At 59.6% G+C, this 23,900-nt stretch carries 23 protein-coding genes; 8 read left to right on the top strand and 15 right to left on the bottom strand.

Annotated elements, in window-relative coordinates; genetic code table 11:
• Positions 1-4: 4 nt before the first annotated feature.
• The gene (locus tag AC1RGE_RS05400; protein ID WP_015635627.1) at positions 5-1,696 is read right to left on the bottom strand and encodes an AMP-binding protein; all 1,692 of its coding nucleotides are present in this window, start codon (positions 1,694-1,696) and stop codon (positions 5-7) included.
• 162 nt (positions 1,697-1,858) lie between these two features.
• Here AC1RGE_RS05400 and AC1RGE_RS05395 point away from each other — a divergent pair, with 162 nt between their 5' ends.
• The 4 genes from AC1RGE_RS05395 to AC1RGE_RS05380 all read left to right on the top strand — a co-directional run bounded on the left by AC1RGE_RS05395 (position 1,859) and on the right by AC1RGE_RS05380 (position 6,425).
• Positions 1,859-2,776 (top strand): LysR family transcriptional regulator, encoded by a 918-nt coding sequence (locus AC1RGE_RS05395; protein WP_492583623.1) that lies wholly within the window; start codon positions 1,859-1,861, stop codon positions 2,774-2,776.
• A gap of 147 nt (positions 2,777-2,923) precedes the next feature.
• Positions 2,924-3,388, top strand: coding sequence for a MarR family winged helix-turn-helix transcriptional regulator (locus AC1RGE_RS05390; RefSeq protein WP_492583621.1), 465 nt, complete (start codon positions 2,924-2,926; stop codon positions 3,386-3,388).
• 98 nt (positions 3,389-3,486) lie between these two features.
• Positions 3,487-5,670, top strand: a complete 2,184-nt coding sequence (locus AC1RGE_RS05385) for an ATP-binding cassette domain-containing protein (RefSeq protein ID WP_492583619.1) — start codon at positions 3,487-3,489, stop codon at positions 5,668-5,670.
• A gap of 137 nt (positions 5,671-5,807) precedes the next feature.
• Entirely contained in the window at positions 5,808-6,425 is a 618-nt protein-coding gene (locus tag AC1RGE_RS05380; protein WP_492583617.1) for a class I SAM-dependent methyltransferase, read from the top strand.
• 3 nt (positions 6,426-6,428) lie between these two features.
• Here the strand turns inward: AC1RGE_RS05380 and AC1RGE_RS05375 are convergent, their stop codons facing one another.
• The 7 genes from AC1RGE_RS05375 to AC1RGE_RS05345 form a co-directional block, all read right to left on the bottom strand.
• The gene (locus AC1RGE_RS05375) at positions 6,429-7,373 is read right to left on the bottom strand and encodes a hypothetical protein (protein ID WP_492583615.1); all 945 of its coding nucleotides are present in this window, start codon (positions 7,371-7,373) and stop codon (positions 6,429-6,431) included.
• The gene (locus AC1RGE_RS05370) at positions 7,360-8,985 is read right to left on the bottom strand and encodes an OLD family protein (RefSeq protein WP_492583613.1); all 1,626 of its coding nucleotides are present in this window, start codon (positions 8,983-8,985) and stop codon (positions 7,360-7,362) included. The genes AC1RGE_RS05375 and AC1RGE_RS05370 overlap by 14 nt, the downstream gene beginning before the upstream one ends.
• A 228-nt stretch (positions 8,986-9,213) precedes the next feature.
• Positions 9,214-9,693, bottom strand: a complete 480-nt coding sequence (locus AC1RGE_RS05365) for a copper chaperone PCu(A)C (protein WP_011061313.1) — start codon at positions 9,691-9,693, stop codon at positions 9,214-9,216.
• Complete coding sequence (locus AC1RGE_RS05360) at positions 9,693-10,298, bottom strand: SCO family protein (RefSeq protein WP_011061312.1); 606 nt, start codon at positions 10,296-10,298, stop codon at positions 9,693-9,695. Before AC1RGE_RS05360 ends, AC1RGE_RS05365 begins: the two co-directional genes overlap by 1 nt.
• A gap of 135 nt (positions 10,299-10,433) precedes the next feature.
• Positions 10,434-10,850 (bottom strand): NUDIX hydrolase, encoded by a 417-nt coding sequence (locus tag AC1RGE_RS05355; RefSeq protein WP_011061311.1) that lies wholly within the window; start codon positions 10,848-10,850, stop codon positions 10,434-10,436.
• 158 nt (positions 10,851-11,008) lie between these two features.
• Positions 11,009-11,644: a LysE family translocator gene (locus tag AC1RGE_RS05350; protein WP_258611958.1), complete on the bottom strand. Its 636-nt coding sequence runs from the start codon at positions 11,642-11,644 to the stop codon at positions 11,009-11,011.
• An 84-nt stretch (positions 11,645-11,728) separates the two neighbouring features.
• Positions 11,729-12,538 (bottom strand): helix-turn-helix transcriptional regulator, encoded by an 810-nt coding sequence (locus tag AC1RGE_RS05345; RefSeq protein ID WP_492583611.1) that lies wholly within the window; start codon positions 12,536-12,538, stop codon positions 11,729-11,731.
• A gap of 329 nt (positions 12,539-12,867) precedes the next feature.
• On the opposite strand from AC1RGE_RS05345, the gene praB reads away from it, so the two are divergent.
• Entirely contained in the window at positions 12,868-13,365 is a 498-nt protein-coding gene (gene praB, locus AC1RGE_RS05340) for an alkane oxidation protein activator PraB (protein ID WP_103290198.1), read from the top strand.
• 80 nt (positions 13,366-13,445) lie between these two features.
• Here the strand turns inward: praB and AC1RGE_RS05335 are convergent, their stop codons facing one another.
• Positions 13,446-14,519 (bottom strand): linear amide C-N hydrolase, encoded by a 1,074-nt coding sequence (locus tag AC1RGE_RS05335; RefSeq protein ID WP_492583609.1) that lies wholly within the window; start codon positions 14,517-14,519, stop codon positions 13,446-13,448.
• A 178-nt stretch (positions 14,520-14,697) separates the two neighbouring features.
• Here AC1RGE_RS05335 and AC1RGE_RS05330 point away from each other — a divergent pair, with 178 nt between their 5' ends.
• On the top strand, positions 14,698-15,531 hold the full coding sequence (locus tag AC1RGE_RS05330) for an enoyl-CoA hydratase/isomerase family protein (RefSeq protein WP_011061306.1): 834 nt from the start codon (positions 14,698-14,700) through the stop codon (positions 15,529-15,531).
• 48 nt (positions 15,532-15,579) lie between these two features.
• Here AC1RGE_RS05330 and AC1RGE_RS05325 read toward each other — a convergent pair whose 3' ends face one another.
• Entirely contained in the window at positions 15,580-16,179 is a 600-nt protein-coding gene (locus AC1RGE_RS05325; RefSeq protein ID WP_492583607.1) for an MliC family protein, read from the bottom strand.
• A 242-nt stretch (positions 16,180-16,421) separates the two neighbouring features.
• Here AC1RGE_RS05325 and AC1RGE_RS05320 point away from each other — a divergent pair, with 242 nt between their 5' ends.
• Complete coding sequence (locus AC1RGE_RS05320; RefSeq protein WP_019095561.1) at positions 16,422-16,997, top strand: hypothetical protein; 576 nt, start codon at positions 16,422-16,424, stop codon at positions 16,995-16,997.
• A gap of 577 nt (positions 16,998-17,574) precedes the next feature.
• Here AC1RGE_RS05320 and AC1RGE_RS05315 read toward each other — a convergent pair.
• Both AC1RGE_RS05315 and AC1RGE_RS05310 read right to left on the bottom strand, forming a co-directional pair.
• The gene (locus AC1RGE_RS05315; protein WP_492583605.1) at positions 17,575-18,675 is read right to left on the bottom strand and encodes a polyamine ABC transporter substrate-binding protein; all 1,101 of its coding nucleotides are present in this window, start codon (positions 18,673-18,675) and stop codon (positions 17,575-17,577) included.
• Positions 18,676-18,753: 78 nt separating this feature from the next.
• The gene (locus tag AC1RGE_RS05310; RefSeq protein ID WP_492583603.1) at positions 18,754-19,569 is read right to left on the bottom strand and encodes a carbon-nitrogen hydrolase family protein; all 816 of its coding nucleotides are present in this window, start codon (positions 19,567-19,569) and stop codon (positions 18,754-18,756) included.
• A 128-nt stretch (positions 19,570-19,697) separates the two neighbouring features.
• On the opposite strand from AC1RGE_RS05310, the gene AC1RGE_RS05305 reads away from it, so the two are divergent.
• On the top strand, positions 19,698-20,492 hold the full coding sequence (locus AC1RGE_RS05305; RefSeq protein WP_492583601.1) for a helix-turn-helix transcriptional regulator: 795 nt from the start codon (positions 19,698-19,700) through the stop codon (positions 20,490-20,492).
• Positions 20,493-20,504: 12 nt separating this feature from the next.
• On the opposite strand, the gene AC1RGE_RS05300 is transcribed toward AC1RGE_RS05305, so the two are convergent.
• From AC1RGE_RS05300 to AC1RGE_RS05290, 3 genes are all read right to left on the bottom strand, one after another.
• Positions 20,505-21,335, bottom strand: coding sequence for a class I SAM-dependent methyltransferase (locus tag AC1RGE_RS05300; protein WP_492583599.1), 831 nt, complete (start codon positions 21,333-21,335; stop codon positions 20,505-20,507).
• Between the two features lie 487 nt (positions 21,336-21,822).
• Positions 21,823-22,038 (bottom strand): hypothetical protein, encoded by a 216-nt coding sequence (locus AC1RGE_RS05295; RefSeq protein ID WP_445494725.1) that lies wholly within the window; start codon positions 22,036-22,038, stop codon positions 21,823-21,825.
• A gap of 601 nt (positions 22,039-22,639) precedes the next feature.
• Positions 22,640-23,893: a PucR family transcriptional regulator gene (locus tag AC1RGE_RS05290; RefSeq protein ID WP_492583597.1), complete on the bottom strand. Its 1,254-nt coding sequence runs from the start codon at positions 23,891-23,893 to the stop codon at positions 22,640-22,642.
• Positions 23,894-23,900 lie beyond the last annotated feature (7 nt).

Raw genomic sequence — 23,900 nt, 5'->3', positions numbered from 1 at the left:
GGGCTCAGAGCTGTTGTTCCAGCTCGTTCTTCTTGACCTTGCCGGTGGCGGTCATGGGCAGGCTGGCCACCAGGCGGATCTGCGGCACCTTGTAGGCGGCCATCACCTCCTGGCACCAGGCTGCCAGGGCATGCGGGTCCTGGGGCGCATCGGGCTTGAGCACAACGAAGGCCACCGGCTGCTGGCCCCGACGTTCATCGGCGCGGCCGATCACTGCGCTGGCCAGCACCTGCGGGTGCTGGCCGAACAGCGCCTCCAGCTCGCTGGGAAACACGCTCATGCCATTGACCTTGAGCATTTCCTTGCGCCGGCCCAGGTAGCGGATAAACCCTTGTCCGGTGATCTGCCCCAGGTCACCGGTGTGCAGCCAGCCGTCGCGCAGGGCCGCCGCGGACGCCTCCGGGCGCTGCCAGTAACCCTGCAGCAGGGAAGGGCTGCGCACGCACAACTCGCCCTCGGAGCCCAGGGGCAGCAGGGCGCCGCTGTCGAAGTCGCAGACCTTGAACTCGGTGCCCGGCACCGGCAGGCCGACGAAGGTTGGCGCGCTTTTGAGGTCGAAGTCGTCGGTCTGCAGGCCGGCGGTAAAAGTGTCGCAGGTGTGGGTTTCGGTCATGCCGAAGCTGAACTCGAACAGGGTGCAGCCGGTTTGCGCGCGCCAGCGCTGGCGATAGTCCGGGGTGAGCTTCTTGACGAAGGAGATGCAGCCGGTGGCCTTCAGGGAGCTCAGGTCGTAGTCGGCGACGCTTGGGTGCTCCAGCACTTCGGCGGCGCTGTCCACCAGCAGCCCGCAATGGCTGACCCGGTAGTGCGCCACCGCCGCCATGAAACCCAGGGCGTCCCAGCGCGCCAGCAGCACCAGGCGGCAGCCGGCGTAGATGGGAAACAGCAGGCCGGCGTTTTCCCCGGCGATCCAGAACTCGGGAAGGAAATTGAGCAGCACGCTGTCCTGCCTCAGGCCCAAGGCCACCGGCACGAAGCTGGCGCAGGTGTAGAGCATGTCGCCGTGGCTATGAATGCAGCCCTTGGGCATGCCGGTGGTGCCACCGGTGTAGTTCAGTGCGGCCATATCGCCCAGGGCAGGACGGTGGGCCGGGGTGGCGGCGCGACAGGCCTCCAGGGCGGGGAAAAAGTCGATCACCCCCGGGGCCAGGCGCTTGGGCGCCCGCAGCAGGTCCGGCAGGGGAATGCTCGGGGTGGCCGGGCACAACTCGCTGAGGCTGGTGGCCAGGATCGCGCTCAACTCGCAGGCGTCGCTGACCGCCTGCACCACATCCAGCAGTTGGTCGAAGCACAGGATAACCCGGGCGCCGCTGTCCTTGAGCTGATACTCCAGCTCCAGGGTGCGCGCCAGGGGGCTGACCGGCGCGTACACGGCGCCGCACTTGAGAATGCCCCAGAAGCCGATATGCAATTGCGGGCAGTTGGGCAGGTACACCGCCACCCGGTCCCCGGGGCCGATTCCCAGCTCGCCGAGCAAGGCGGCGCACCGGTCGGACAGCCGGTCCAGCTCGGCAAAGCTCAACTGATAGCCATAGAAGTCCAGGGCCACGGCACTGGCTTGCGACTGCGCCCAGGCCCGCAGGTATTCGGTAAGGGGCTGCTGGCCCAGGGGGTACTGCGGGGTACGCGGCGCGCCTTCGGGCCAGGCGGCCTGCTGCAGGGCGTGAAGGTGCTGCTGATAGGCCGCAAGGTCCATGGTGCCTCCTGAATTGTTGTTATCGGCACGGCCATCTTAGGCAGCGCCCGGGGCACCACAGAACCGACGGTTATTCATCGAGATTCATGAATGCGCTACATGGTTCTGCCGGCGCCGGCCCGCTGCTAGCCTGCTGCGGGTCGAGACTGCGAGGGCACAACCATGAACTCACCGCATGAATGGTCAGGGCTGAGCCGCCTGGACCTGAACCTGTTCCGGGTCTTCGAGGTGGTGTACCAGGAGCGCAACCTGACCCGCGCCGCCTCGGTGCTGCACCTCAGCCAGTCGGCCATCAGCCACGCCCTGGCGCGCCTGCGCGCCCAGCTGGACGATCCGCTGTTCGTCCGCGAAGGCTATGGCGTGGCCCCCACGCCGCTGGCCAAGCAACTGGCCCCGGGGATCCAGGACGCCCTCAGCGGTCTGCGCCGCAGCCTCAACCCGGCCCAGGCCTTCGACCCGTTGCGGGACCGCCGGCGTTTCACCCTCAACATGCCGGAGCAACTGGAGCCGGTGATCCTGCCCTTGATCCTGGCGCACCTGAACCGTGTTGCCCCGCACCTGGAAGTGCGCAGCACCAGCGTGCACTGGGCCGACCTGAAGCTGGAGATGATTGCCGGGCGCATTGACCTGGCCATCGAACTGTCGCGGCTCACCGACCCGCAACTGCAACAGCAACTGCTGCTGCAGGACTCCTTCTGCGTGATGGCCGGCCCCGGCTTCAGCGGCGAACTGACGGTGGAACGCTACCTGGCGGCCGAGCATGTGGCGGTGACCTCCAGGCGCCGAGGCATCTGCGTCGAAGACCTGGCCCTGGGGCACCTGGGGGTGGTACGGCGCATCCGCCAGCACTGCCAGCACTTTCTCACCGCCGCGCAACTGGTGGCCCAGGGCGATGGCCTGCTGACCCTGACCCGCAACAATGCGCAGTTGATCAACGCCGGGCTGGGCAACCGGATTCTCGACATGCCCCTGGCCCTGCCCGAGGTCTGCCTCAACCTGTACTGGAGCAAGCAAGTGCAGAACGAGTCGGCCAACCGCTGGCTGCGCGGGCAGTTGCTGGAGCTGGCAGGGCGCGCGTGAGCGGGTGCTTTGCTGGGGGCAGCAGGGGGCGGGAGGTTGAATAGCGGTGAAATTGCGCCTATATAGTTTCCATATGGAAATTAGTTGCGTAGGATTCAGGCCTGTTCCTGCCCATTAAATTGCATTAAAGAAACTGTCTGGAGCCCCATGAACAGTGTTCGCCCCGATGAAGAGCCCGGTGCTCTGGAAAACGCGCTCTCGCATCTGCAATGCATCCTCGTCGCGCGACGCACCCGCTATACGCCTGAAGCTGTGAGCTGGGCTCAGTACGACATCCTTGAACTGCTACGCCTGCAGGGCCCCATGACCCCCTCGCTGCTGGGTGACACCTTGGGAGCTGCACGCAGCGCAATTTCCAAGTCCTTGCGGCTGCTCAAGGAACTCAAGCTGGTGGAACAGATGCCGGGCGACGGGGATCGGCGTGAACAGGTCACCGCACTCACGCGCCAAGGACGGGATTTCCTGGTGCGCGCAGCCACAGGCCGGCGTGACGCCGCACAGTGCGCCATGGCTGCATTGTCCCCAGGTGAACAGGCGATGTTTACCGAGCTCTGTGACAAGGTCAGTGCTGCCCTGGTCGAGCATGACAACCGGCGAGGGGCTGGCGCATGAGCCTCCCGGACACCCAGTACCGCGATATGAAGATCATTGGCGCTCGCAACAACAACCTGCGCAGCGTCACCCTTGACCTGCCCAAGCACTGCATCACCGTGTTCACCGGCGTGTCCGGTTCAGGAAAGTCCTCATTGGTATTCGACACCATCGCGGCCGAATCCCAGCGCCTGCTCAATGAAAGCCACAGCACCTTCGTCCGGCACCGGCTGGCGCATTACGGTCAACCCCAGGCCGATGCCTTGCGCAATCTGCCCGCCTCCATCGTGATTGACCAGAAACCGCTCGGCGCCAATGCGCGCTCGACCGTAGGCACTGCCACCGACATACAACCGCTGTTGCGTCTGCTGTTTTCCCGCCATGGCCAACCATTCGTGGGGTACGCCAATGTGTTCTCGTTCAATCACCCGCAGGGCATGTGCTCGACCTGCCAAGGCCTGGGCTGGGTGGACGAACTTGATCTCGATTGCCTGTTCGATCGCAGCAAGTCTCTGAATCAAGGGGCGATCGAGTTCCCCACCTTTGCCCGCGGTACGTTCCGCTGGAAGCGCTACGCCTGCTCAGGCTTGTTCGATTGCGACAAGCCGCTGGCCGACTACAGCCCCGCGCAATGGCAGACGTTGCTGTATGCCGACGATCTTGCCGTGAGCCATCCACTGCCCGGGTGGCCATCTTCGGCCCGTTTCCAGGGGGTGATTCCGCGTTTTCGGCGAGCCTATCTGGATCACGAGCCCAGCCGCCTGACCCGTGCCGAACGCGAGGGGCTGGCCCGCGTCATCACTCGCCAGTGCTGCCCCGAATGCGCAGGAGCGCGCCTCAATCCGACCATCTTGTCGTGCAAGATCAATGGCAAGTCCATCGCCGACTGCGCCAGCCTGGAGATCGGCGAACTGTTGGGGTTCATTCGCACGCTCAGTTCGGACACCGTGGCCACTGTGCTGGCCGCCATTGTCGAAAGACTGGAGCAACTTCGCTCCATTGGCCTGGACTACCTCAGCCTGGGCCGTGAAACCGCGAGCCTGTCGGGCGGCGAAGCTCAACGGGTGAAGATGGTTCGCCATCTTGGCAGCAGCCTGGCCGACATTGCCTACATCTTCGATGAGCCCAGCGTCGGGCTGCATCCACGGGATGTGCATTCACTCAATACCTTGCTGCGCAGCTTGCGCGACAAGGGCAATACCGTCCTGGTGGTGGAGCACGATCCGGATGTCATCGCCATCGCCGATCATGTGGTGGACATGGGGCCGGGTGCGGGGAAGGAAGGCGGCCAAGTGGTGTACCAGGGCGATTACCCGGGCTTGCGACAGGCCGATACGCTGACGGGGCGCTACCTGCGAAGGGCTGCACCGTTGCGACGCCAACCGCGTCCTGCCACGGGACAGATCACCTTGCATGAGCTTTCTCTGCACAACCTGAAAGACGTCAGCGTATCCCTTCCAACCGGTGTACTGACCGTCGTGACGGGCGTGGCGGGCTCAGGCAAAAGTACCCTCGTCAACCGTCTGCTGCCGCGCCATTGTCCTTTTGCCATTGTGATCGACCAGAAAGGCCTGGGAGGAACGCGGCGCTCATCGGTTGCAAGCTATATCGGCGTGCTTGAGGTAATTCGCTCGAGCTTTGCCCGAGCCAGCGGTCAACCCGCCAGCCTGTTCAGCAGCAACGCCCAGGGCGCTTGTCCGGCCTGCAAGGGCCTGGGGGTGGTACAGATCGATTTGGCGTTCATGGATAGCGTGGAAACGAGCTGTGATGCCTGTGATGCCACGGGGTTCAACGAAGCGGCACGGGCCATCAACTGGAGGGGCCTGAATATCGCCGAGGTGCTGGGCTTGCCCGTAGCGCAGGCCCTGCTGCATTTCCAGCCTTGCCAGAGCATCGTCGAGCCCCTGAATCGGCTCTCCAGAGTGGGGTTGGGCTATGTGTCGTTGGGGCAGCGGCTAAGCACTCTGTCCGGGGGTGAGCGCCAGCGCCTGAAACTGGCCTCCCGATTGGCCGAAGAGGGCAGCCTGTATGTATTTGACGAGCCGACATCCGGCCTGCACATGTCCGATGTGGACCGGTTGCTTGCCATTTTCGACGATCTCACGCTGCGCGGCGCCACGGTGATTGTGGTGGAGCACAATCTGGATGTCATGGCCCATGCCGATTGGTTGATCGACATGGGCCCCGGGGCCGGCAAGCAGGGTGGCAGGGTCATTTTCGAGGGACGGCCCACGGCAATGTGCAGCGCACCGGAATCTGTCACTGGGCCATTCCTGCGGCGCCATTTGTCCGGCGAGCGTTGATTTCAGTGCATCCACTCGGCGCTGATTCGCCCCAAGAATAGGCTTTTATAGCGCTCCGGCGGCGCTGCCCCTGCTGCCTGGTCAGGTGCTGCTGTGCTGTAATCCGCGACCACCCACCCGCTCAAGGAAACCTGAGGATGCATGAGTCCGCCCGTCATATCGTCGATCTGTACCAGCGTCATGCCCAGGCCTGGGACCAGCGTCGCAGGGCCAACCCCGAGGCCTTCGAGGGAGAGCAGGCATGGCTGGAGCGCTTTCGCCGGGTCATGGGGCAGGGCGGCCAGGTGCTGGACCTGGGTTGCGGAGGTGGCGAGCCGATTGCGCGCTACCTGATCGAACACCAATGTGCAGTCACCGGCGTCGACAGCTCTGCCACCTTGCTGGACCAGTGCCGCCAGCGCTTTGCCGGGCAGCAATGGATCCACGTTGACATGCGCAGCCTCGCCCTGGACCAGGATTTTGCCGGCATCCTCGCCTGGAACAGCCTGTTCCACCTGAGCCCGGACGATCAGCGCGCCATGTTCGCCGTTTTCGAACGCCACGCCGGCCCGGGTTGTGCCCTGATGTTCACCAGCGGCCCCGAGGCAGGGGAGGCCATCGGCGAATTCGAGGGCGAAGCCCTGTACCACGCCAGCCTCTCCCCGGGGGAATACTGCACCTTGCTCGACACCCATGGTTTCGAGGTGGTGCAGCACATCAGCGAAGACCCGGAGTGTTGTGGGCTGACGGTGTGGTTGGCGCGGGGGATTTATTGAGGTTTAGAGCGCCTTGAGGTTTTTGGCGATGTCCAGCAGGCATATCCCCAGAGCGCGCTTTTCAACGTTGTGTGGGGCGAAACCGAGGATAAACATCGGGCGTATCGTCAGACTTTCAAGGACATCATCACTTTCATCCAGGGTCTGGATGCGCTTGAGCATGTCGTTCACTTCGCAGCGATGCCATTGATAACGCTCTTGCAGGCGAAAGAAATCGGCGAAATTCTGCCAGGCGCCATCGCCGGTGACACTCACTCGGAGCTCTTCATTAGTGAGCCCGAATATTCCCAGTACGGAGCCCTCCACCTTGAAACTCATCCCGAGAGCTGAACCATCGAATGGGTGCGGAATCGTCTGTTTGGGGTCCTTGGCGCCCTTGATCGTTGTGGAGTTGCAGCGTTCACAACAGGGGATGAGGTTGTACAGCGAAACGGCCAGGTACGGGTAGATCGATTGAGGCAGGAAATGATCCAGAGGTGGGCGCAGCTCCAGCTCCCCTGAGTTCTTTGCCTGTTGTTCGTGGTAATTCACATGGTTCATATGGCAATAAGGGCAGATACGGAGAGCGTGCTGAGCTACCAGCTTGTAGGCATTCCAGCCGTCATCCTTATTGTCAAATTTCGCATAGTTGAATAGTTCATTGAGCTTATTAAGTAGAAGCTCCATTTGCGGATGATCTTTCCTTTTCTTGCCTCGAGGACGCTTTAATAAGTACTTCGATAGTTCTGGCGCAATGCTTTCGATGTCAGTAATCACACTCCGGAGTTTCTGCACGCCGCCTACGAGAATATCCTCGCGCCTGTCTTTCAACGTTTTGCGCAATTTAGCGGCACAGGTCGGGTAGTCGTCGAGTTCCGTCCAGCGATTGAGCACGTCGTCGAAACGTTTTCCCAGGGTTCTCAAGTGCAGGTCTACGACCTCGGAAGAGAGGGTCTTAAACTTGAGCATCTGATTTCATCCCCAGCACCAACAGTTGATCCATGACATGGGATTGCAGCGTTTCACTGGCCAGGGTTTTGGCGATACTCACGGCCCTGTTCATTTGCTGGGAGTCAAGCCTGCCCATGTTGAGCAGCCTGGACAATTCGCTCAGTCGCTGGGCGTTGCAGTAACCGGTGAAGCTGTCGACCTTAAACACTTTCGTCAGGGTCTGCTTGGCGGTGTACCCGAACGCATTGTCCAATCGCTTGCAGTCGAGGTTGAAGAGCCGATTGGCGGGAGTGTCCGCTACAACCATCAACGAGTGGGTTGAAATGAACAGGTGGGTGCGTTTGGCAACGCTTGGGAACTGCTGAATGAATTCCAGCAAATCGTGAATGTACAGGCTCTGCCATTTCGGGTGCATGAACAACTCGGCTTCATCCAGGCACAACACCAGACTGCTGGCTTCAGACTGGAGCCCGAACTCACCGATGGCCTTGGCGACCGAACAGTAGAGGAACATCATACTGGCCTGACCGGAGCTCAGTGTCTCAAAGGAGAGCTCCAGCAGGCCGAGTGCCGCGACTTCAGAAAGCAGACTTTCATGCTGGCGGATCTGCTGACCAATCTGTCGATTCAGGTATGACAAGCTTGCGCTGCGGCTCCAGTGGCGAAGACCGTCAAAGAGTCTTGCGACCACCTCCAGTGCCCGTTGCGCCTCGAATAACAGTTCCATCAGCAATGGGTCGTTCGAAAGCAGGTTGAGCTGCTCAAGGTTGGATGCAAGGTGATCATCCAACCAAGGCTGGTTTTCTCGGATCATCTTTATCAACGCATCTATCAACTCATGACGTTGATGCTCATAAAACCTGTCGGCCGCACTCAACAGGGTAAAGGACAAGATGAACCTGGTTGCGACCGAAGCGCTTCGATCCAACTCCTGCATATAGTATTTGAGCTCTGGCTGCAGAGCGCTGTACGTCCGAGTACCGCGCCTGCCGTAGGTCCTGAGCGCTTCTACCAGAGAGATCGGCTTGACCGCTATGTTGACCTGGGTCTTGGAAACGAAATCGGCTCGCCCCTTGAGGTAGGGGTAGGCGCTGAATGCTGCGATCGGATCCGATAGTCGGGCCTGCCCCGTTTGTGCGCCGAGGTCCTTGACTCCCCGGGCCTTCAAACGATTCAGTCTGACTCTTTCAAAAGGAGAGGTCGTATAGAAGGCAGTGAAAAAATCAGGCATCGCGGATCTGTCGAGCTCATTCACCCCATCACGGGCTTGCAGTTCGACGCCTTGAAGCGAGATGCCTTTTGCCAGGTGCAGGCCAGTCCGGTCCTCCCACAGCACACTGATGTTCGAGTCTCTACTCCAGTGGGCCAGCCCCTCGCACAACTCAAGTAGCATCGCGGTCTTGCCACTGCCATTTTCGCCGTAAAGCGTGGTGAATGACGCGACGCTCAATTCGCCAGGGGTTGCCGGCGTTGACCGCCGTGCAATCTGCAGGCAGTAAGAAGGCTGGTCGGTTATCGGTGATGTGTTCTCAAAAGCCACCTCATACTCATCGGTGAGCAGTAATACCAACGGTTGCCCTGGCTTATCGGCGAAAAAAAGCACATGAATCACTGTGCGGTCTGGCGACATATCGAATCCTTGATGGTAGTTGCCCAGGTCATGGCGTTCTCGATGATCGATCGGATCAACGCGGGGGAATGGCTTTTAGCCATGTTTTTGGCCAGTGGCGCGTAGAGTGGCATACGGATCGGCGTGGGGAAATAGCTACGCGTGGTTGAAATCCAGGCAAAAAAAAGCCGCGCTTGCTGAGTCCGGCGCGGCTTGTTCCTGGCCATAGGGCCTGTGTTTCAGCTCACTTTAGTGTTTCATCATGCTGTGGTCCGGCGCATTCAGCGCTCGGGCTTGGGCTTCGACCTTGATGGTTTCCTTCTCGCCCTTGGCGTTTTCCACGGTCAGGGTCAGGGGCACCTTGTCGCCGGCCTTGATCTGGCCGGTGAGCTCCATGAGCATCACGTGGTAGCCGTGGGTGTCCAGGCTGACTTTCTGCCCGGCCGGCAGGGCCACGGCGTCCACTTGCTGCATGCTCATCACGTCGTTGTGCATGCTCGACTGGTGGATCTGCACGTTCTTGGCCACTGGCGATTGCACCTCAACCAGCTTGCTGTCGCTGCTGGCGGTGAGGTCCATGAAGGCGCCGCTGGCGTGCTGGCCGGCTACGGTGGCGCGGACCCAGGCGTTGTCCACTTGGGTCGCGGCGCTGGCGGTGCCGCCCAGGCCCAGCAGGGAAACCAGCAGCAGGGCAGCTTTGAGACGGGATGGGCGCTGTAGGGAATGCATTAACAAACCTCCATGACGGTGAGCAGGTCTTCCGCGCACTCTTGGGCGGTAAGGGACTGGGAAAGCCCCAGGCGCAAGGTGCCCCGGGAGTCGAAGACGAAACTGGTGGCGGTGTGGGACAGGGTGTAGGTCGAGCCGCTGGGGATCTTTTCGTAGAACACGCCGAATTCCTTTGCGGTGGCAGCGGTCTGCTCCAGGGTGCCGTACAGCGCCTCGAAGCTGGGGTCGAAGGACTTGACGTAGGCGTCCAGCACTTCGGGGGTGTCGCGCTCCGGGTCCAGGGTGATGAACACCACTTGCAGGCGGTCGCCATCACGCCCCATCAGCTTCTTGGCCTGGGCCGCGCGGGCCAGGGTGGTGGGGCACACGGCCGGGCACTGGGTGAAGCCGAAGAAAATCATCGGCATCAGGCCGCGGTAGCTGGACAGCGACTTGGTTTCGCCCTGGGAATCGGTGAGTTTGAAGGTGCGGCCAAGAATCTGATTACTCAGGTCCTTGCCGTATTTGAAGGACAGTCGGGGACTGTTGTCGCAACCGGCGAGCAGGCCCAGGCCGAGCACTCCGGCGCTGGTGAGCAGGGTGCGGCGAGTCAGCAGAACACTCATGAAATAACGCCCTTTGAACAGCCAGACAGGCAAAAACCCGCGCATGGTAACAAACAGACGAAAGCGGCGGCGGGCTAATTAGACCAATGCCTGCGGCCATCGGTCGCAGGTCGGGAAGGGCCGGGGCGTGGCTGCTCAGCTTTCCAGGGCGGCCATCTGCACCAGGGCGCGCACGGCGCTGCGGGTGGCCTGGGTCAGGGGTTGGGGCAGGCGGTCGAGCTCGAACCAGGCCACATCGCTGTGCTTGTGCGGCTCGCAATTGCGCGCCGGCATGGCCGGGGCCGAGGCCAGGTATACCGGTGATACCCAGTGCTCCTGGCGCTGCGGGTCGATCTGGTCGACCACGCACAACAGGCTCACGCCTTGCAGGGTCAGCCCCAGTTCTTCGTGGATTTCCCGGCGCATGGCCTGTTCCACCGGTTCCAGCCAGTCGACCTTGCCTCCGGGCAGGCCCCAGCAACCGGCTTCCGGGTCGCGCAGGCGCTTGACCAGCAGCAGCTGGCCGTCCCGGACAATCGCGACACCGCACCCCAGGCGTGGCTGTTGTTGCATGGCAGGTCCTCCTTGCACTGTTTCGGCGGGGCAGATACCGGGCAATGCCCGGCAGGCCCGTTCACCGTTGCGACAATATCGGCAGCGGCGCTTTCGGCAGATTATTGCTTTGTTGTTTATTTGTAATGACAGTTGGAAGTCACTGCCCGGGGCGTGGATCAGTGACGCCACACAGTGGCGCCGATCACTAGCAGCGCCAGCAGGATCAGCACCACCCCGGTGCCCCGTTCCAGCCAGGGCAGGGCCCGGGCAAAGCGCTCGCGCACCCGGCGGTTGCCAATGGCCAGGGCCACCAGCACGTCCCACAACAGCACGGCGCTGAACATCCACAAGCCATAGACCAGCTTCCAGCCGGCACTGGTCTGGGCCCCCACCAGGGACGCCAGGCTGACATAGAACAGCGCGTTCTTGGGGTTGAGGATGCCAGAGAGAAAGCCCATGCCCAGGCCACGCCACCAGGTGGCCCGGCCCAGCGGCCGGGCTTCGTCGTTGCCGTCCACCGCGGCCAGGGAACTGGCACCGGCATGACGGATAAACAGCCAGCCCATATAAAGCAGGTAGCCGCACCCGGCAAACTGGATCGCCAGGAACAGCGGGCTGCCTGCCCGAAACACCGAGACCCCGGCAAACGCCAGGACGATAAAGGCACCATTGGCCAGGGCGATGCCCAGGCAGGCGCCGGTGGCCGATCGCCACCCCGCGGCCATGGACATGCGTGCTACCAGGAAGAAATCCGGGCCGGGGGAGAGCAGGGCGAGAAAGTGCGCGGCGGCGACCAGCAGGAACTGTTGAATCATGGGTAGAGCCTTCCAGTGACGTGAAAGCCTGGAAGTCTGCGGCGCCGAGAGAACCGGGGTATTGAAGAAAATTGCGCGGCCTCAGGTCTTGTACAGGCCCGGGGTTACGCCGACATGAGCCTTGAACACTCGCTGAAAATGCGCCTGATCGGCAAAGCCCAGGCGCTGGGCCAGGGCTGCCGACGCTTCCCCGGCCTGCAGCGAAGCGCGGGCCTGGATGATCCGCTGGTTCAACTGGTAGGCATGGGGCGTCATCCCGGTGGCCGCGCGAAAGGCGCGAATCAACTGGTAGCGGCTGATGCCCGCCAGCTCCGCCAAGTGCTCCAGAGGCCCGGCCTGCTGCGGATCACACTGGAGCAAATCCACGACCCGGCGCACGCCTGCGCTGGCCCGGGCCGGATCGGCCGCTAGGGCAATCACCGGTTGCTCCCGGGTGGCCAAGCCGCCGATGAACTCGATCAGCGCGGCCTCCTTGTCCTGCCAGCTGGTGCTGGAAAACAACAACTGGTTGAGCCGGCAAAAAGCCTGGTAGAGGCCACTGTCGTGGCTCAGTACTACCTGGGACAGGAGCGCCGCCCCATGCTGCTGCGCTTCTTCGCGCACAGCGTCCACCCAGCGCGGGTCCAAGTGCAGCATCTGGTAACTCCAGGCGCTGCCTTGCAGGGGGTTGCAGGCATGGGCGCAATCGGCCGGGACAAATACCACGCTGCCAGCCTGGATCCGGGTCGGGCCCTGGGCGCCGCCGCTGAACACACTGACACCCCGGTCCACGGCACCGATGGACACCGTCGGATGGCTGTGGGCCTTGTAGTTGGCGCGGCTGTCACAGGCCCGGCGGCTTTCGACGTAGGGCAGGTTCGGGTCGCGCCAGAATTGGGCGGTGGAGGACATGGTGCGGTTCCGCGAAGAGCTGTAGAGACCGCGGCGACGCGGTGGGCGGGTTAGCCTAACAGGCCTCCCGGCAGGCTTGCCACAGGGTTGAAGGCCGATGGGGAGCCTTGACCGATCGGAGATTGCCAGCTATTTGATTCAAAAAAATATTTCAATGCTGTTTTTGAATTTCGCCCAGGGTGGAGGACTTTCCTTGGCGCCTTGGCCGCTCCCGTGAAATGCAACCGACCTGAAGCTTGGCTGGAAAGGGACGTCCTGCCGTTTTCATGACCTCTCGATCATGGCCATTACCCCGGCGAAACACTTCGCCCTATGCGTGAGGAACAACAATGAAAAGCTTGAATAGCCTGATGATCGCAAGTGCGCTTGTCATAGGGTTGTGCTCCACGACCCTGGTGGCCGCTGCACCACACTTTTCACCCCAGGGCCCGTTCTACGGCAACAATGGCACCCTCTCGATAAAACTGCCGTCGTCGTTTCAGGCACAGGTCACCTGTGGCATCAGCCTGAGCGGTTCGATCAACACTCAGGATGAAGCCAAGATCCACAGTGTGTTCATCAGCGGTGGCGGAATCTGCAAGTCCTTGCAGGCAAAGAATCTGCCCTGGATCTTGAAACCGGAAAACGTGTTTTCCTTGAAGCTGGAGGGCGTCAGCTTTGTCGTCTCCAATTTCGTACCTGCCAGCAATTGCGGGGCCAATGACATATTCGTGACCTGGAACGGTCCCTTTCAAAAGTTGAGTGCCTTCAACCAGGCCCTCACTGGCAATTGCACACTGGCCGCACTGGATATCACCCTGCAGCCGCCACTGACCCTGGTCCCGTAGCCCCCTCGCGATACCCCAAGCTCCCGGGCCTTGTGGCCTCGGGCGCTCGGGGCACATTGCCTCGGCAGCGTAGAAACCGCTCAGGCACCTTGAAACTTGAAGGCGGGGGTGACCTTGAAGTCGTCGGAGACTTCGCCGGAATAGGTGGTGGACTGGTCCTTGCCCAAGTCGAGCTTCTTCACCTGGCCCGTAGTGCTTGCGAAGTCGATCTTCTTCAGGTCGACCCAAAAGGTATTGGGGGTCAGTGCCGACTCGAAAAAGTACAGCTTGCGTTGATGGTCCACTACAGTGCGCCAGCGAGTGGAGGAAATATTCGGTTCACCCGGGGTGGAGATGCCGTAAGGCACAGAGACGTTTCTGATCACGCTGAATACGCTGGCCAGGGAGACCTGCGGGCTCTCGTCCTTGGGAATAGCGTTGACATAGAAGGAGGCTCGGGCGAAGCGATCCGCGGCGCGGTTGGTGCCCGGCAACATGACGGTGCCGCCAATGGATTTCCAGTAGGCATTGAGGGCCAGCTGTTCATCAAAGGTCGGGGAGTTGGTCATGACCTGGAATTCCCGGCCATGGTGAATCACCGGCTTGCCCTTGATGTACTCGATGATCGCACTGTCCCCCGTGGCGTCGGAAATCGACAGGTGCAGGGTCGCCAGGCGCGTGTCCCCGGGGACATTGGCCGTCACCAGGGTAAAGGGCTCTTTCTTCAGCGCGTCCACGGCCTCCGCTACGGTGGCGTAGTTGTCCAGCACATACTGGGCCCAGGCGGCGATGCTGAGGCCCGGCTTGCCGTTGTCGGGCACCGGGTACTGGGACTCCACCAGCCACAGCAGGTTGGTCACCAGGCCTGCCTGGTTGACGCCGTCGGTAGTCGCGATGTCATAGCCCGAGGCAATCACGCTGCCGTAGCGCGAGGTCCACTTGATCGAGTTGGCTCCCACCTCACCATTGCGCTGCATGCCCTGCGGGAAGATCCACAGATGGGTCGCCACGTCGGTTTTCCAGTCCATGGAACGGGCGGTGATCACGCTCTGGTTGCTCCCCAGGTAGGTCAGCCGGGTGCAGGCCTGGGCGAGGGGCAGGGACAGGATGATACTGCTGAGGGCCAGGACTAAGGCCCTAGGCACGGCTTTCCTGGGCAGTGGCATTACCTTCATGGTGCTGATTCCTGTTTTATTCGGCCGAGACGGCGCGGGTCTCTGAACTCATACCAGTCTTTTGCCTTGTCAAGAAAGCCCGGAGTGACCTGAAAATCGCCATAGCCTCACTTTTAGCACTGCCTATACTGGATTGCGCAGCCGTTTCACCGCAGGACACACATAAACAGGAGCGTTTATGACTTTCAGCGAAATAGCCTATGAGCAGTCCGGGCCTGTGGTGATCATCCGCTTCAATCGTCCCGAGCAGCGCAACTGCATCGGCCCGGTCACCCACCGCGAGCTGATCGAGGCCTGGACGCGTTTTCGCGAGGATGAAAACGCCCTGGTGGCAATCATCACCGGCACCGGCGACCGAGCCTTCTGCGCCGGCGGCGATCTCAAGGCGGCCGCGCAACTGGTGCCCAGCAGCGCCGAGGAAATGGCAGCCCACGACCGTGGCGAACGCCCGGGCATCATCGGCCCCAGCCGCTGGACCGAGATCTACAAGCCGATCATTGCCGCGGTCAACGGCGTGGCCTATGCCGGTGGCCTGGAGTGGGCCTGTTTTGCCGACATCCGCATCGCTGAAGAACACGCCTCGTTCGGCGTTACCTGCCGGCGCTGGAACATCGGCCTGGCGGATGGCGGCACCCAGCGCCTGCCACGGATCATCGGCATGGGCCGGGCCATGGAACTGATTCTCACGGGCAAGGTGATCGACGCCCAGGAGGCGTACCGCATCGGCCTGGTCAACGAAATAGTGCCCAGTGGGCGCTCCCTGAAACGGGCACTGGAGCTGGCCCATGTCCTGGCCGGCCTGCCGCAACCGGCGATGCGTTCGGACAAGGAAGCGGCCGTGCGCGGCTATGGCTTGCCATTGGCGGAGGGCTTGAAGATCGAAGCGCAGTGCTTCAACCGCTCGATCCATCAACCGGAAACCCAGGAAGGGTTGCGGCGGTTCATCGAGCGCGATCATCCGGATCGGGCCAGCCAGCAGTCGCCCGGTACGCCGGGTATTGTCAGGAACTAACCTCCAGGGCGTGGCGGCCTGCACCCGATGCGGTGCAGACGGCAGGGCTCAGCCTGCTTTCTTGCAGATCATCTCTTCAGCCCCATGGCCCCAAGTGACAGCAGCCTCGCCCTGATGCTCCCAGAAGCTCTCGTTCTGCCCTAGGTAACGTGAGCCGCTGGCAGAGCTGGCCTCCAGCATCAGCGATTGCCGACCTTTATATAAGGCGGTGAGGGAGGGCGGTTCGGTCTGGAAGAAGGTGACACTGATACGGCCATTGCTCGCGCAATCGAACATGACCGGAGCGGAGGAGGTGACCAGCCCATAATCCGTCTGCAGTTCGACGATGCGCCGACGATAGCTATCAGCCACGCAGGCTTGCTGATCATCGATCTTCCAGCACTCGTCGCGGCCCTTGATCCAGCCACGCTGTTCGGCCTTGAGCACATTGCCGCGCTTGCCGGCATTCTTCAGGGCGTCGCGATAAATAGTGGCCAACTTGCGGTCCAGTGCCGCGAGACCAGGGTTCTGGCAGATCAGTGCGGTTATCGACCTGGTCATCTTCTCACTGCAGTTGAATGAAGGACCTTGTTCGGCCGTTGCCAGAGAAGTGGCCAGCAGGGCCGATAAAGCGACACTGCTCACCATTGTTCGAAGGGGAAAGGTCATGGGTAACTCCTGATATCCAATATAACTAAACTAAATATTCATTTAGTTTAGTTATTTATAAGCGTCATATTGTAAGGGCAGGGTAGCTCATCCCGCGAGCCATATCTCGACACCCGGCAGCACTCGGCAAGACCCGCGGCGAGGTGTATTTGATAAAGGGCAGATCGAAGCTATCCTCACCAGGGGCAGCAATATCGATTATTTAAACTGCATATTGAACAACTAGGCAGGAGCCAAGAAACATGACAGGGGAAGATCTGGTCAGGGCAATAGAAAACAACGCAACACTCATGGAACTGAAGGATTGTCCTTCCGTGCCCATTCAAATGAGCTGCGCTGTCTACGGGAAGGTGCAAAATGATGTTGGAAACGATGTCATTACAAATAACGGAAGCATGAAGTACCAAATCGATCAGGCTCTTTTATTTCGCGGCCTGCACTCGGAGACAGCTGTTTGGCACTTTAGTACGGGACCAGTGGTTCATCATTTTGTCGTGATCCCTTGGTACAGGCAGTCAGCCCCTCAAGGGACCGTGTATACGGTATTTATGGCCTACGAAGGAAAGTACCTGCTGGTTAATTATGTAAAACATAACAGCCCGGCCCCTGGTGAGGTTAAAGGCTACAAGACAGCCTGGACGGAAAACGACTTGAGAACCATGCTCTCTGACTTGCTCACCAAGAGTAATGCCTGGGAAGAATACTTCGGCAATGTCGGACCGGCCCAGGCGAATATAATCCACTACTACAAATACAAAACAACAACACTAGACTCTGCAGTTTCCAACGTGAATCGATACAGAGAGCTCTGTCGGTAGATTTCTTGGCCGTCCCGGCAATTACCCAAAGCCCACCTTTAATAGTTCGATATGCAGGTGGGCCACAGTCAGCAACCACCTGAGTTTGAAAGACACACACCACATGTTCACGCGCGGTCGGAATCCGTGGGAGTCACACAACTGGAAGTTTTTCGGCCCAGGGCCGGTGAAGTCCTGGGTTGGCTACAAGGAGCAAAGGAATCAGGATTCGTTTGTCCAGGATGTCATTGCGAAGGCCCAGACGCGAGCGACAGCAGAGTGATCGAAGCCTGGCTTCAGAAGCTGTTCCTGAGGGTAGGAAGCGTTGCAGCTGAGCCTGGGTAATTCTTGGGTATCGTGACCCACATGAATATGTCATATCTACGCATAATGTATATTATGTTAAATAATGTATCCTGCACAAACATCGACACCTCCACCACACGAGCCTGAATGTTCAGTAGGCATTGCTCGAGTTTTGCAACCTCAAGCGGACGCAAGTGAATCTGGAATCTACCCATTCACACCCCCGGGCGCCAAGCTAACCCGAAGGTGTCTCCGTGTACCGGACCTCTCGTGAGTCGCCGCTATTAAGCGCTCAGGTTCCGCTTTTCACTTTGCTCCACATCCGCGTACGCACGCGTTCGAGGTTCAGCGGCAGGGTTTTCAGCGGGAACAGCGTATCCATCACCTCTTTGGGCGGGTAAAGGGATGGCGTATCGCGCAACTGCGCGTCGACATGAGCTGTGGCGTCTTTGTTGCCGTTGGGATAGCCGACGTAGTTAGAACTCTTTGCGATCACTTCGGGGCGCATCATGTAATTGATGAAGCTATAACCCTGTTTCGTGTGGGGCGCGTCCTTGAGCAGCACGATGTTTTCCATCCATATCGGCGCACCCTCGCGCGGGATGCTATAGGCCAGCTTTACGCCATTGTTGGCGCTGTCGGCCGAAAGCTTGGCGCTGTAGACCGAGCCTCCCCAACCTATCACCGCGCAGATGTCGCCGTTAGCCAGGTCGGAGGTAAATTTCGATGAATCGAAATAGCGTATGTAGGGGCGAATGCTCAGTATCAGCGCCTCGGCCTTGCGGTAGTCATCCGCGTTCTCGCTGTTGGGAGGCAACCCCAGGTAATGCAGCGCAATGGGGATGATCTCCACAGGGGCGTCGAGCATTGCTACGCCGCACTCACTGAGTTTGGCGATGTTCTCTTGTTTGAAAATCAGGTCCCAGGAATTCACGGGAGCATTGGGCCCCAGCAGTTCGCCAACCTTGGCGACGTTGTAGCCGATACCTGTGGTTCCCCACATGTAGGGCACGGCGTAGCGGTTGCCTGGATCGTTGACCTGTAACTTGGCCAGCACCTGCGCGTCCAGGTGTGACCAGTTATCAAGCTGCGCACGATCCAGCTCCTGGATAACACCCGCCTTGACGAAGTTGGGCAATAAGTCGTCTGGCACAATTACCACGTCATATCCACTGCGGCCGGCCATCAGCTTGCTTTGCATGACCTCTGCGTTGTCGAAGACATCCAGGGTCATTTGGGTTCCCGTAGCCTCCTGAAAGGCCTTGGGGGTTTGCGGCGCAATGAAATCGGACCAGTTATACAGGTTCAGGACAGGCGTTTCGGCCATGGCAGAATGGATGCTCATACCTAGCACAGAAGCCAGACCGAAGTTGAGTAGACGCGAGAATGGCATGGGATCTCCTGACTGATCGACTCCCTTGGCGGGGAACGCAGTCGTCGTGTTTTTTTGTTATGAATTTGCGGGCCGCTATCAGGGGATCAGCAGTTCCCGACGCCCATCCGGGTGTTCGATACGCTGCCCCGGCAATTGGAAACGCTGGTCTTTGCTGTAGTCGTAAATGGTGCGAGCTTCCGAAAGTTGGGCCATGTCCAGGTCGATCACATGGCGACACTCGTGGCGACCGGCTTCAAGAAGCATGTGCCCAGAGGGCGCTACCACAGCGCTACCGCCAGCGAAAACGGTGCCATCAGCCGCCTCCCCCACTCGGTTTACGACGGCGAAAAATGCCTGGTTCTCCTGAGCCCTGGCAGTAACGCTGGTCCGGTGGACATAGCCGTAGGGTTCCATATTGCCGTCGGTGACCAAAACGAGTTCGGCCCCCAGCGCCGCCAAAGCACGCGCTGTTTCCGGGAACTCTGTGTCATAGCAAATCAGCAGGCCGATACATATGCCGCGCCATCGAAGAGTAGTGTAACGATCCCCCGGCAGGACCAACCCGGGTTCGGACACCCATAAGTGCGTCTTGCGGTATTTGAACAAGATGCCTTCGGGCGCAACGAACACCGTGGTGTTGTAGAAACAACCGCCCTCTTCCTCTATCAAGCCTACAACCACCGCTACATCACGGTCCCGTACGGCTTGCTGGATGGCACGCACGCTGGCGCCATCCAGCGATTCGGCAAACTTGTCAATGTTCTCCGGCCCCAGGAAGCCGGTTAGATATGCCTCAGGGAAAACCAGTATGTCGGTGCCAAGCGCGCACTGGGTAATGGCGTCCAGGATGCGCCTGAGGTTGTATGTGGTGTCGCCGTCGCGCCCTGCTAGTTGAAGAAGTTCAAGTTGCATGATCAGACCTTGTTGTCGAGCTGAGTGTTGGACTGGATCAGTTGGCTTTCGCCAAAGATCGATGCAAGTATCTACTTCCACGGTGAAGTTCCTATCCCACCGAGTGATTACCCCCAGGGAGTACTTGCATGACACCAACGCTCCAGGACATGGCCTGGCACCGCAGCGCCGGCCAGTTGATCGAACAGCTGGATAAGCCGAGCTTTTGGCGGGGTTTGGCACGGCTGATCGGCGACTATGTACAACTAGACACGTGGGCCGTGTTGCTGTTCAGCGATGGACGTCCGTTCGCCTTCGCCGAAAGCCCCTATCAAGGGGAAGGGCCGGACCCGCTCTTCAATGATTACATCCAGGGTCTTTACCTTCTGGACCCCTTTTTCATCGCTAATCGTGAATATCGCAGCAGCGGCTTGGTGCGGCTGGCCGAGGTGGCACCGGAGCGCTTCAAGGAGACGGAGTATTACGAGCGGTACTTCACTCGCTATGTGGAGCAGGACGAAGTGCAGTACAACGTGCAATTGGACGAGTCGCGCAGTCTGTGTCTTTCGCTGGGCAGCCGACAGTGTTTCAGCCCTTCACAGATTTCCCTGTTGGAGATGATCCGCCCCTGGGTAAGCGGGCTGATGCGTCAGCGCATGTTCTTCGAAGGCATGCTGCCGGCTGACAACATGTCACACGAGACACCGCGCTGGCAGGATGATTTGGAGCAGGCCATGGAGCGCCTCGGCACGCCCTTGACTGCCCGCGAGCTGGACGTGATCCGACTGATCCTCAGTGGCTGCTCCAACAAGGAGGTGGCGGGAAAACTGAACATCTCAGCGGAAACGGTGAAAGTCCACCGCCGGCACATTTACGCCAAACTAGACGTCAAATCGCCGCAGGAGTTGTTCTCTCTCTTTCTCAAGGCCCAGAGATCCGGGTGACCTCGCCGGCACCTATACCCGTGCGATCATCAGTTGTTCGAAGAGCGGTGCCCGCAGGCCGTCCGTGCGCCCGGCCAAGTAGCGCTGCTCCAACTCGGCCGGAGCGACCAGCAATGCTTCGGCAAATCCCAGCTCCAGCAACCACTGCTGCAGTTGCCCGGGTTCGAAACAGCTGATCCAGGGTTCGCCGCGAGCGGCTACCAGGCTGGAAAAGACCTGCATCGCCTCCTGGTCAAGGCCATCGAGCCCAGGATTCGAAATGATGAAACTCATCACCAGGCCACTACCAGCCGGGAGCGCCAGCACGTCTTCCAGAGTGCGCTGGATCGCCGCTCGCTCCAGGTACTGGGTGACGCCGAGCCAGGACAGGAAGGTCGGTACTTGGGAATCGAAACCGACGGCTGCCAGGCCCTGGCGCAGGGACATGCGCTCGAAATCCATGGCACAGAAACTGAGGTTGTGCGGAATTCCGATGCGCGCCGCGTGCAAATAATCGCGCTTGCATGCCTGGGAGTCTGGATGGTCGACCTCGATCAGGCGTATGCCTTGGGCCCAGTCGGGCTGGCGATAAGCGAAGGTGTCCAGCCCCGCTCCAGCTGCCACTGCTCGACGCAGTTCATCTTCAGCCAAGCGATTGCGCATGACGAACATGGCCCGGGCCAGACACTGGATCGGCCCTTGGAATTCCTCGGCCCGGGCCTGGATCTGCGTCGCACTGGAGCCCTCGACCAGACCGACCACTACCGGGTCGTCGATCACCTTGGGAGGCTGGTCCAGTACTTGATGGGCGGCACGAGCGATGGAGGTGTAGATCGCGGTCCAGCTGGCCGTTGCGTTCTGCATGGCAATTTCCTCTTGACCGACAGCTCATTGCGACAAGCGCGATGGGCTGCAGATTCATGTCCTGATCGTTGTACCTAGCAAATTCCCTTTCGCCGTCCATACAACCCTCCTTGGGTATACCCGCAGTAATTGTTTTTTGTCTTTCTTAGCTATACATTCTTCACTATCTCCTCTTGAGCACAGGGCAATCAAAGTTTCACTCCAAAAGAATTAAGGCTGACGCTGACGAAGGCCCTACAGAAGTAAATCTGTTTCACGCCATCAAACAGACGTCAGCCTAAAAGTGGTGTAACCCTGCTATCACCCGGCTGGAAAGACCGCTTCTAGACGAAAACGGTCATCCACAGTATCTGCATTGGGTCATTTAGTGATTTTTACCACGGTGGTAACTGCTGCCCACCCGCTATCACCTGAGAGGCACCCATCTGGATATTTGGGCTGAACCAAGTAACTGACATATACGAGTAAGTCAGAACAGCGCCTGCAACTAGTCGACGAGCGCTCTAAGCTCGCTATCAATGTCCTCTAGTGCCTTTTTGGAAATTAACCCGCCAGAATATTTTGCCGCCGTCACCAAGGCAAAACCACGGGCCATGGCGATTTGCGGATGCTTATTGAGCCCAGGTATGTGCTTTTCAATGATTTGATTTGTTTTGCTGTTATCCAGCAATTCGCCAACTTTCGTTTCAATTGAGTACGGCATGTATTATTTCCTTGGTTGCGCCCTATAAGGCAGAAATTTAAAACGGAGAAGTTTTCCCAAGTTCTGAAAATAGAACTCAGCGTATTCAGCACTTGGTATGCCTTGCCGCTGAATCGGCAGTCGGTAATTGGTCAATACAGGGTTGAGTTCTAATACATTGCTTGTGACAGAGCCTCACCTCCTGTGAATTCAATCGACTGCCTCTGGAGGCTCTTCCCCCCATCGGTCATGATGCCTTTTTGATCGTGCGACTGGATCAATTGATCCAGTCCAGATTAAGCAAGCACTGTGCCTAAACGGGGGCAAAAAATAATTTCATTATTTTTCAAATGATTACGTAGGTCGCAAATTACCTGCCGATATACTCCGGCCAGGCAGTGCACCAGAGTGTGTCGGTAGGCAACATCGCTCTGTGAACTTACGAAACACTCGTTACGAAATGTTCAAAGTTGACGCCGTGGCGCGAGACAGTTCAGCCCCGGAGACTGCCTCGCCAGCTTCTCAGACATCTGTACAGCGCTACGGCCCGATTCCGCCTCTCACCTTCCACCGCGAGAGCAATACAGGTGCGCAAGGCATCAGAGTGCCCGGTTCGCTGGACTCACCTTTCATCGCCGTTCAGTGGTGTGCTCCAAATCACCAACTCAAGAGCCGCTGCGATTTGAATGCGATGGTCGGCAAGCGGCACGGGTAACAGGTCCTGAGCTCGCTCCAGCCGACGCAGCAACGTGTTGCGATGCATGCCAAGCTCTTCAGCGGTCTGGGTGACGTTGCAGCCATTGGCCAGGAAGGCGTGCAACGAATGCTGAAGAACCATGGGCTCCGTGGCCAGCCGCCCCAGCATGCTCAAGACAAATTGTCTGGCGGCGCGCAGGTCCTGAGTCATAAGTGAAACCATTCTGACTTGATCAATCGTGGCGACGGCGGGAGCACCAGCCAGGCGCCCCAACACTCGTTGGGCGCTCAAGGCCTCCAGGTGTGAGCGACGGAAACCATTGACTCCCATTCCCGGGGAGCCGATTGCTGCACGATTTTTTGGAAACTGATGAGCGACGCCCTGCAGCGCGTTCAGGTCCAACGGCTTTGCCGCACTCATCCAGAGCCATAGAGTTGCAGAGGCTGCGAACACGATCAGTGGCGCTACCGTGCCAGTAAGGTGCGCTAGAGTGCGTGCCATATCCTCCAGGGATTGGATTTCTACATCCGGGCTTTCACTCCAGACGAGACAGGCGTGGTGCTTCTGGAAAAGGCTGTAACCCAGTCGCCGCCCCAACTGTTCGGTGTCCACATCTCTGCCATCGAGCAAACGACTGACCAGAGAACGTTTGTCGATATGATCCTCAGGGGTCAGGGCGCTCTTTTCTTCCAAGATTATCTGGGTCACGACACGCATGTTGTTGTCGATGAATTCCGAGATAGAACGCGACGAGACCTCTAGGAACTCCTTGAGCACCACCGGATCCTGCGTCAGGCTGAATGCCATTTTCATCCACAGTTCCCACGCGGCGTTCTGGGTCGACCTCGCGACATTTATCAATAGTTCAGACAGCCCCCTGCGGGCCAACTCCTTGGCCGTGTCCACCATATCGGCAGACACGTAGGGCTCAACCGGCTCTCCAGGGCGCTGCAGATTGGCGCTCGCCCAGTGCAGTAACTCTGCTCTATTGGCGCGCCGACACGCCGCGAGGATGACCGGGTCCTCCAGCAGTTTTGCATCTTCTGGTGAAGAGAAAAGCGACTGGTTCAGACGCTCAATCCACTCCGGTGGCAACGTCTGCGCGAGCTCGGCGCCTTTGCGCATGAGCTCGCGAACGGCTTCGGAGGGACGTGGCCAATGGGGCGGCGTACTGGTCATAAAAAGT

The organism is Pseudomonas sp. GW823-FHT02C05 (assembly GCF_058797595.1).
The sequence above is the reverse complement of the archived record's forward strand: the minus strand, read 5'-3'. Positions and strand labels throughout refer to the sequence as shown.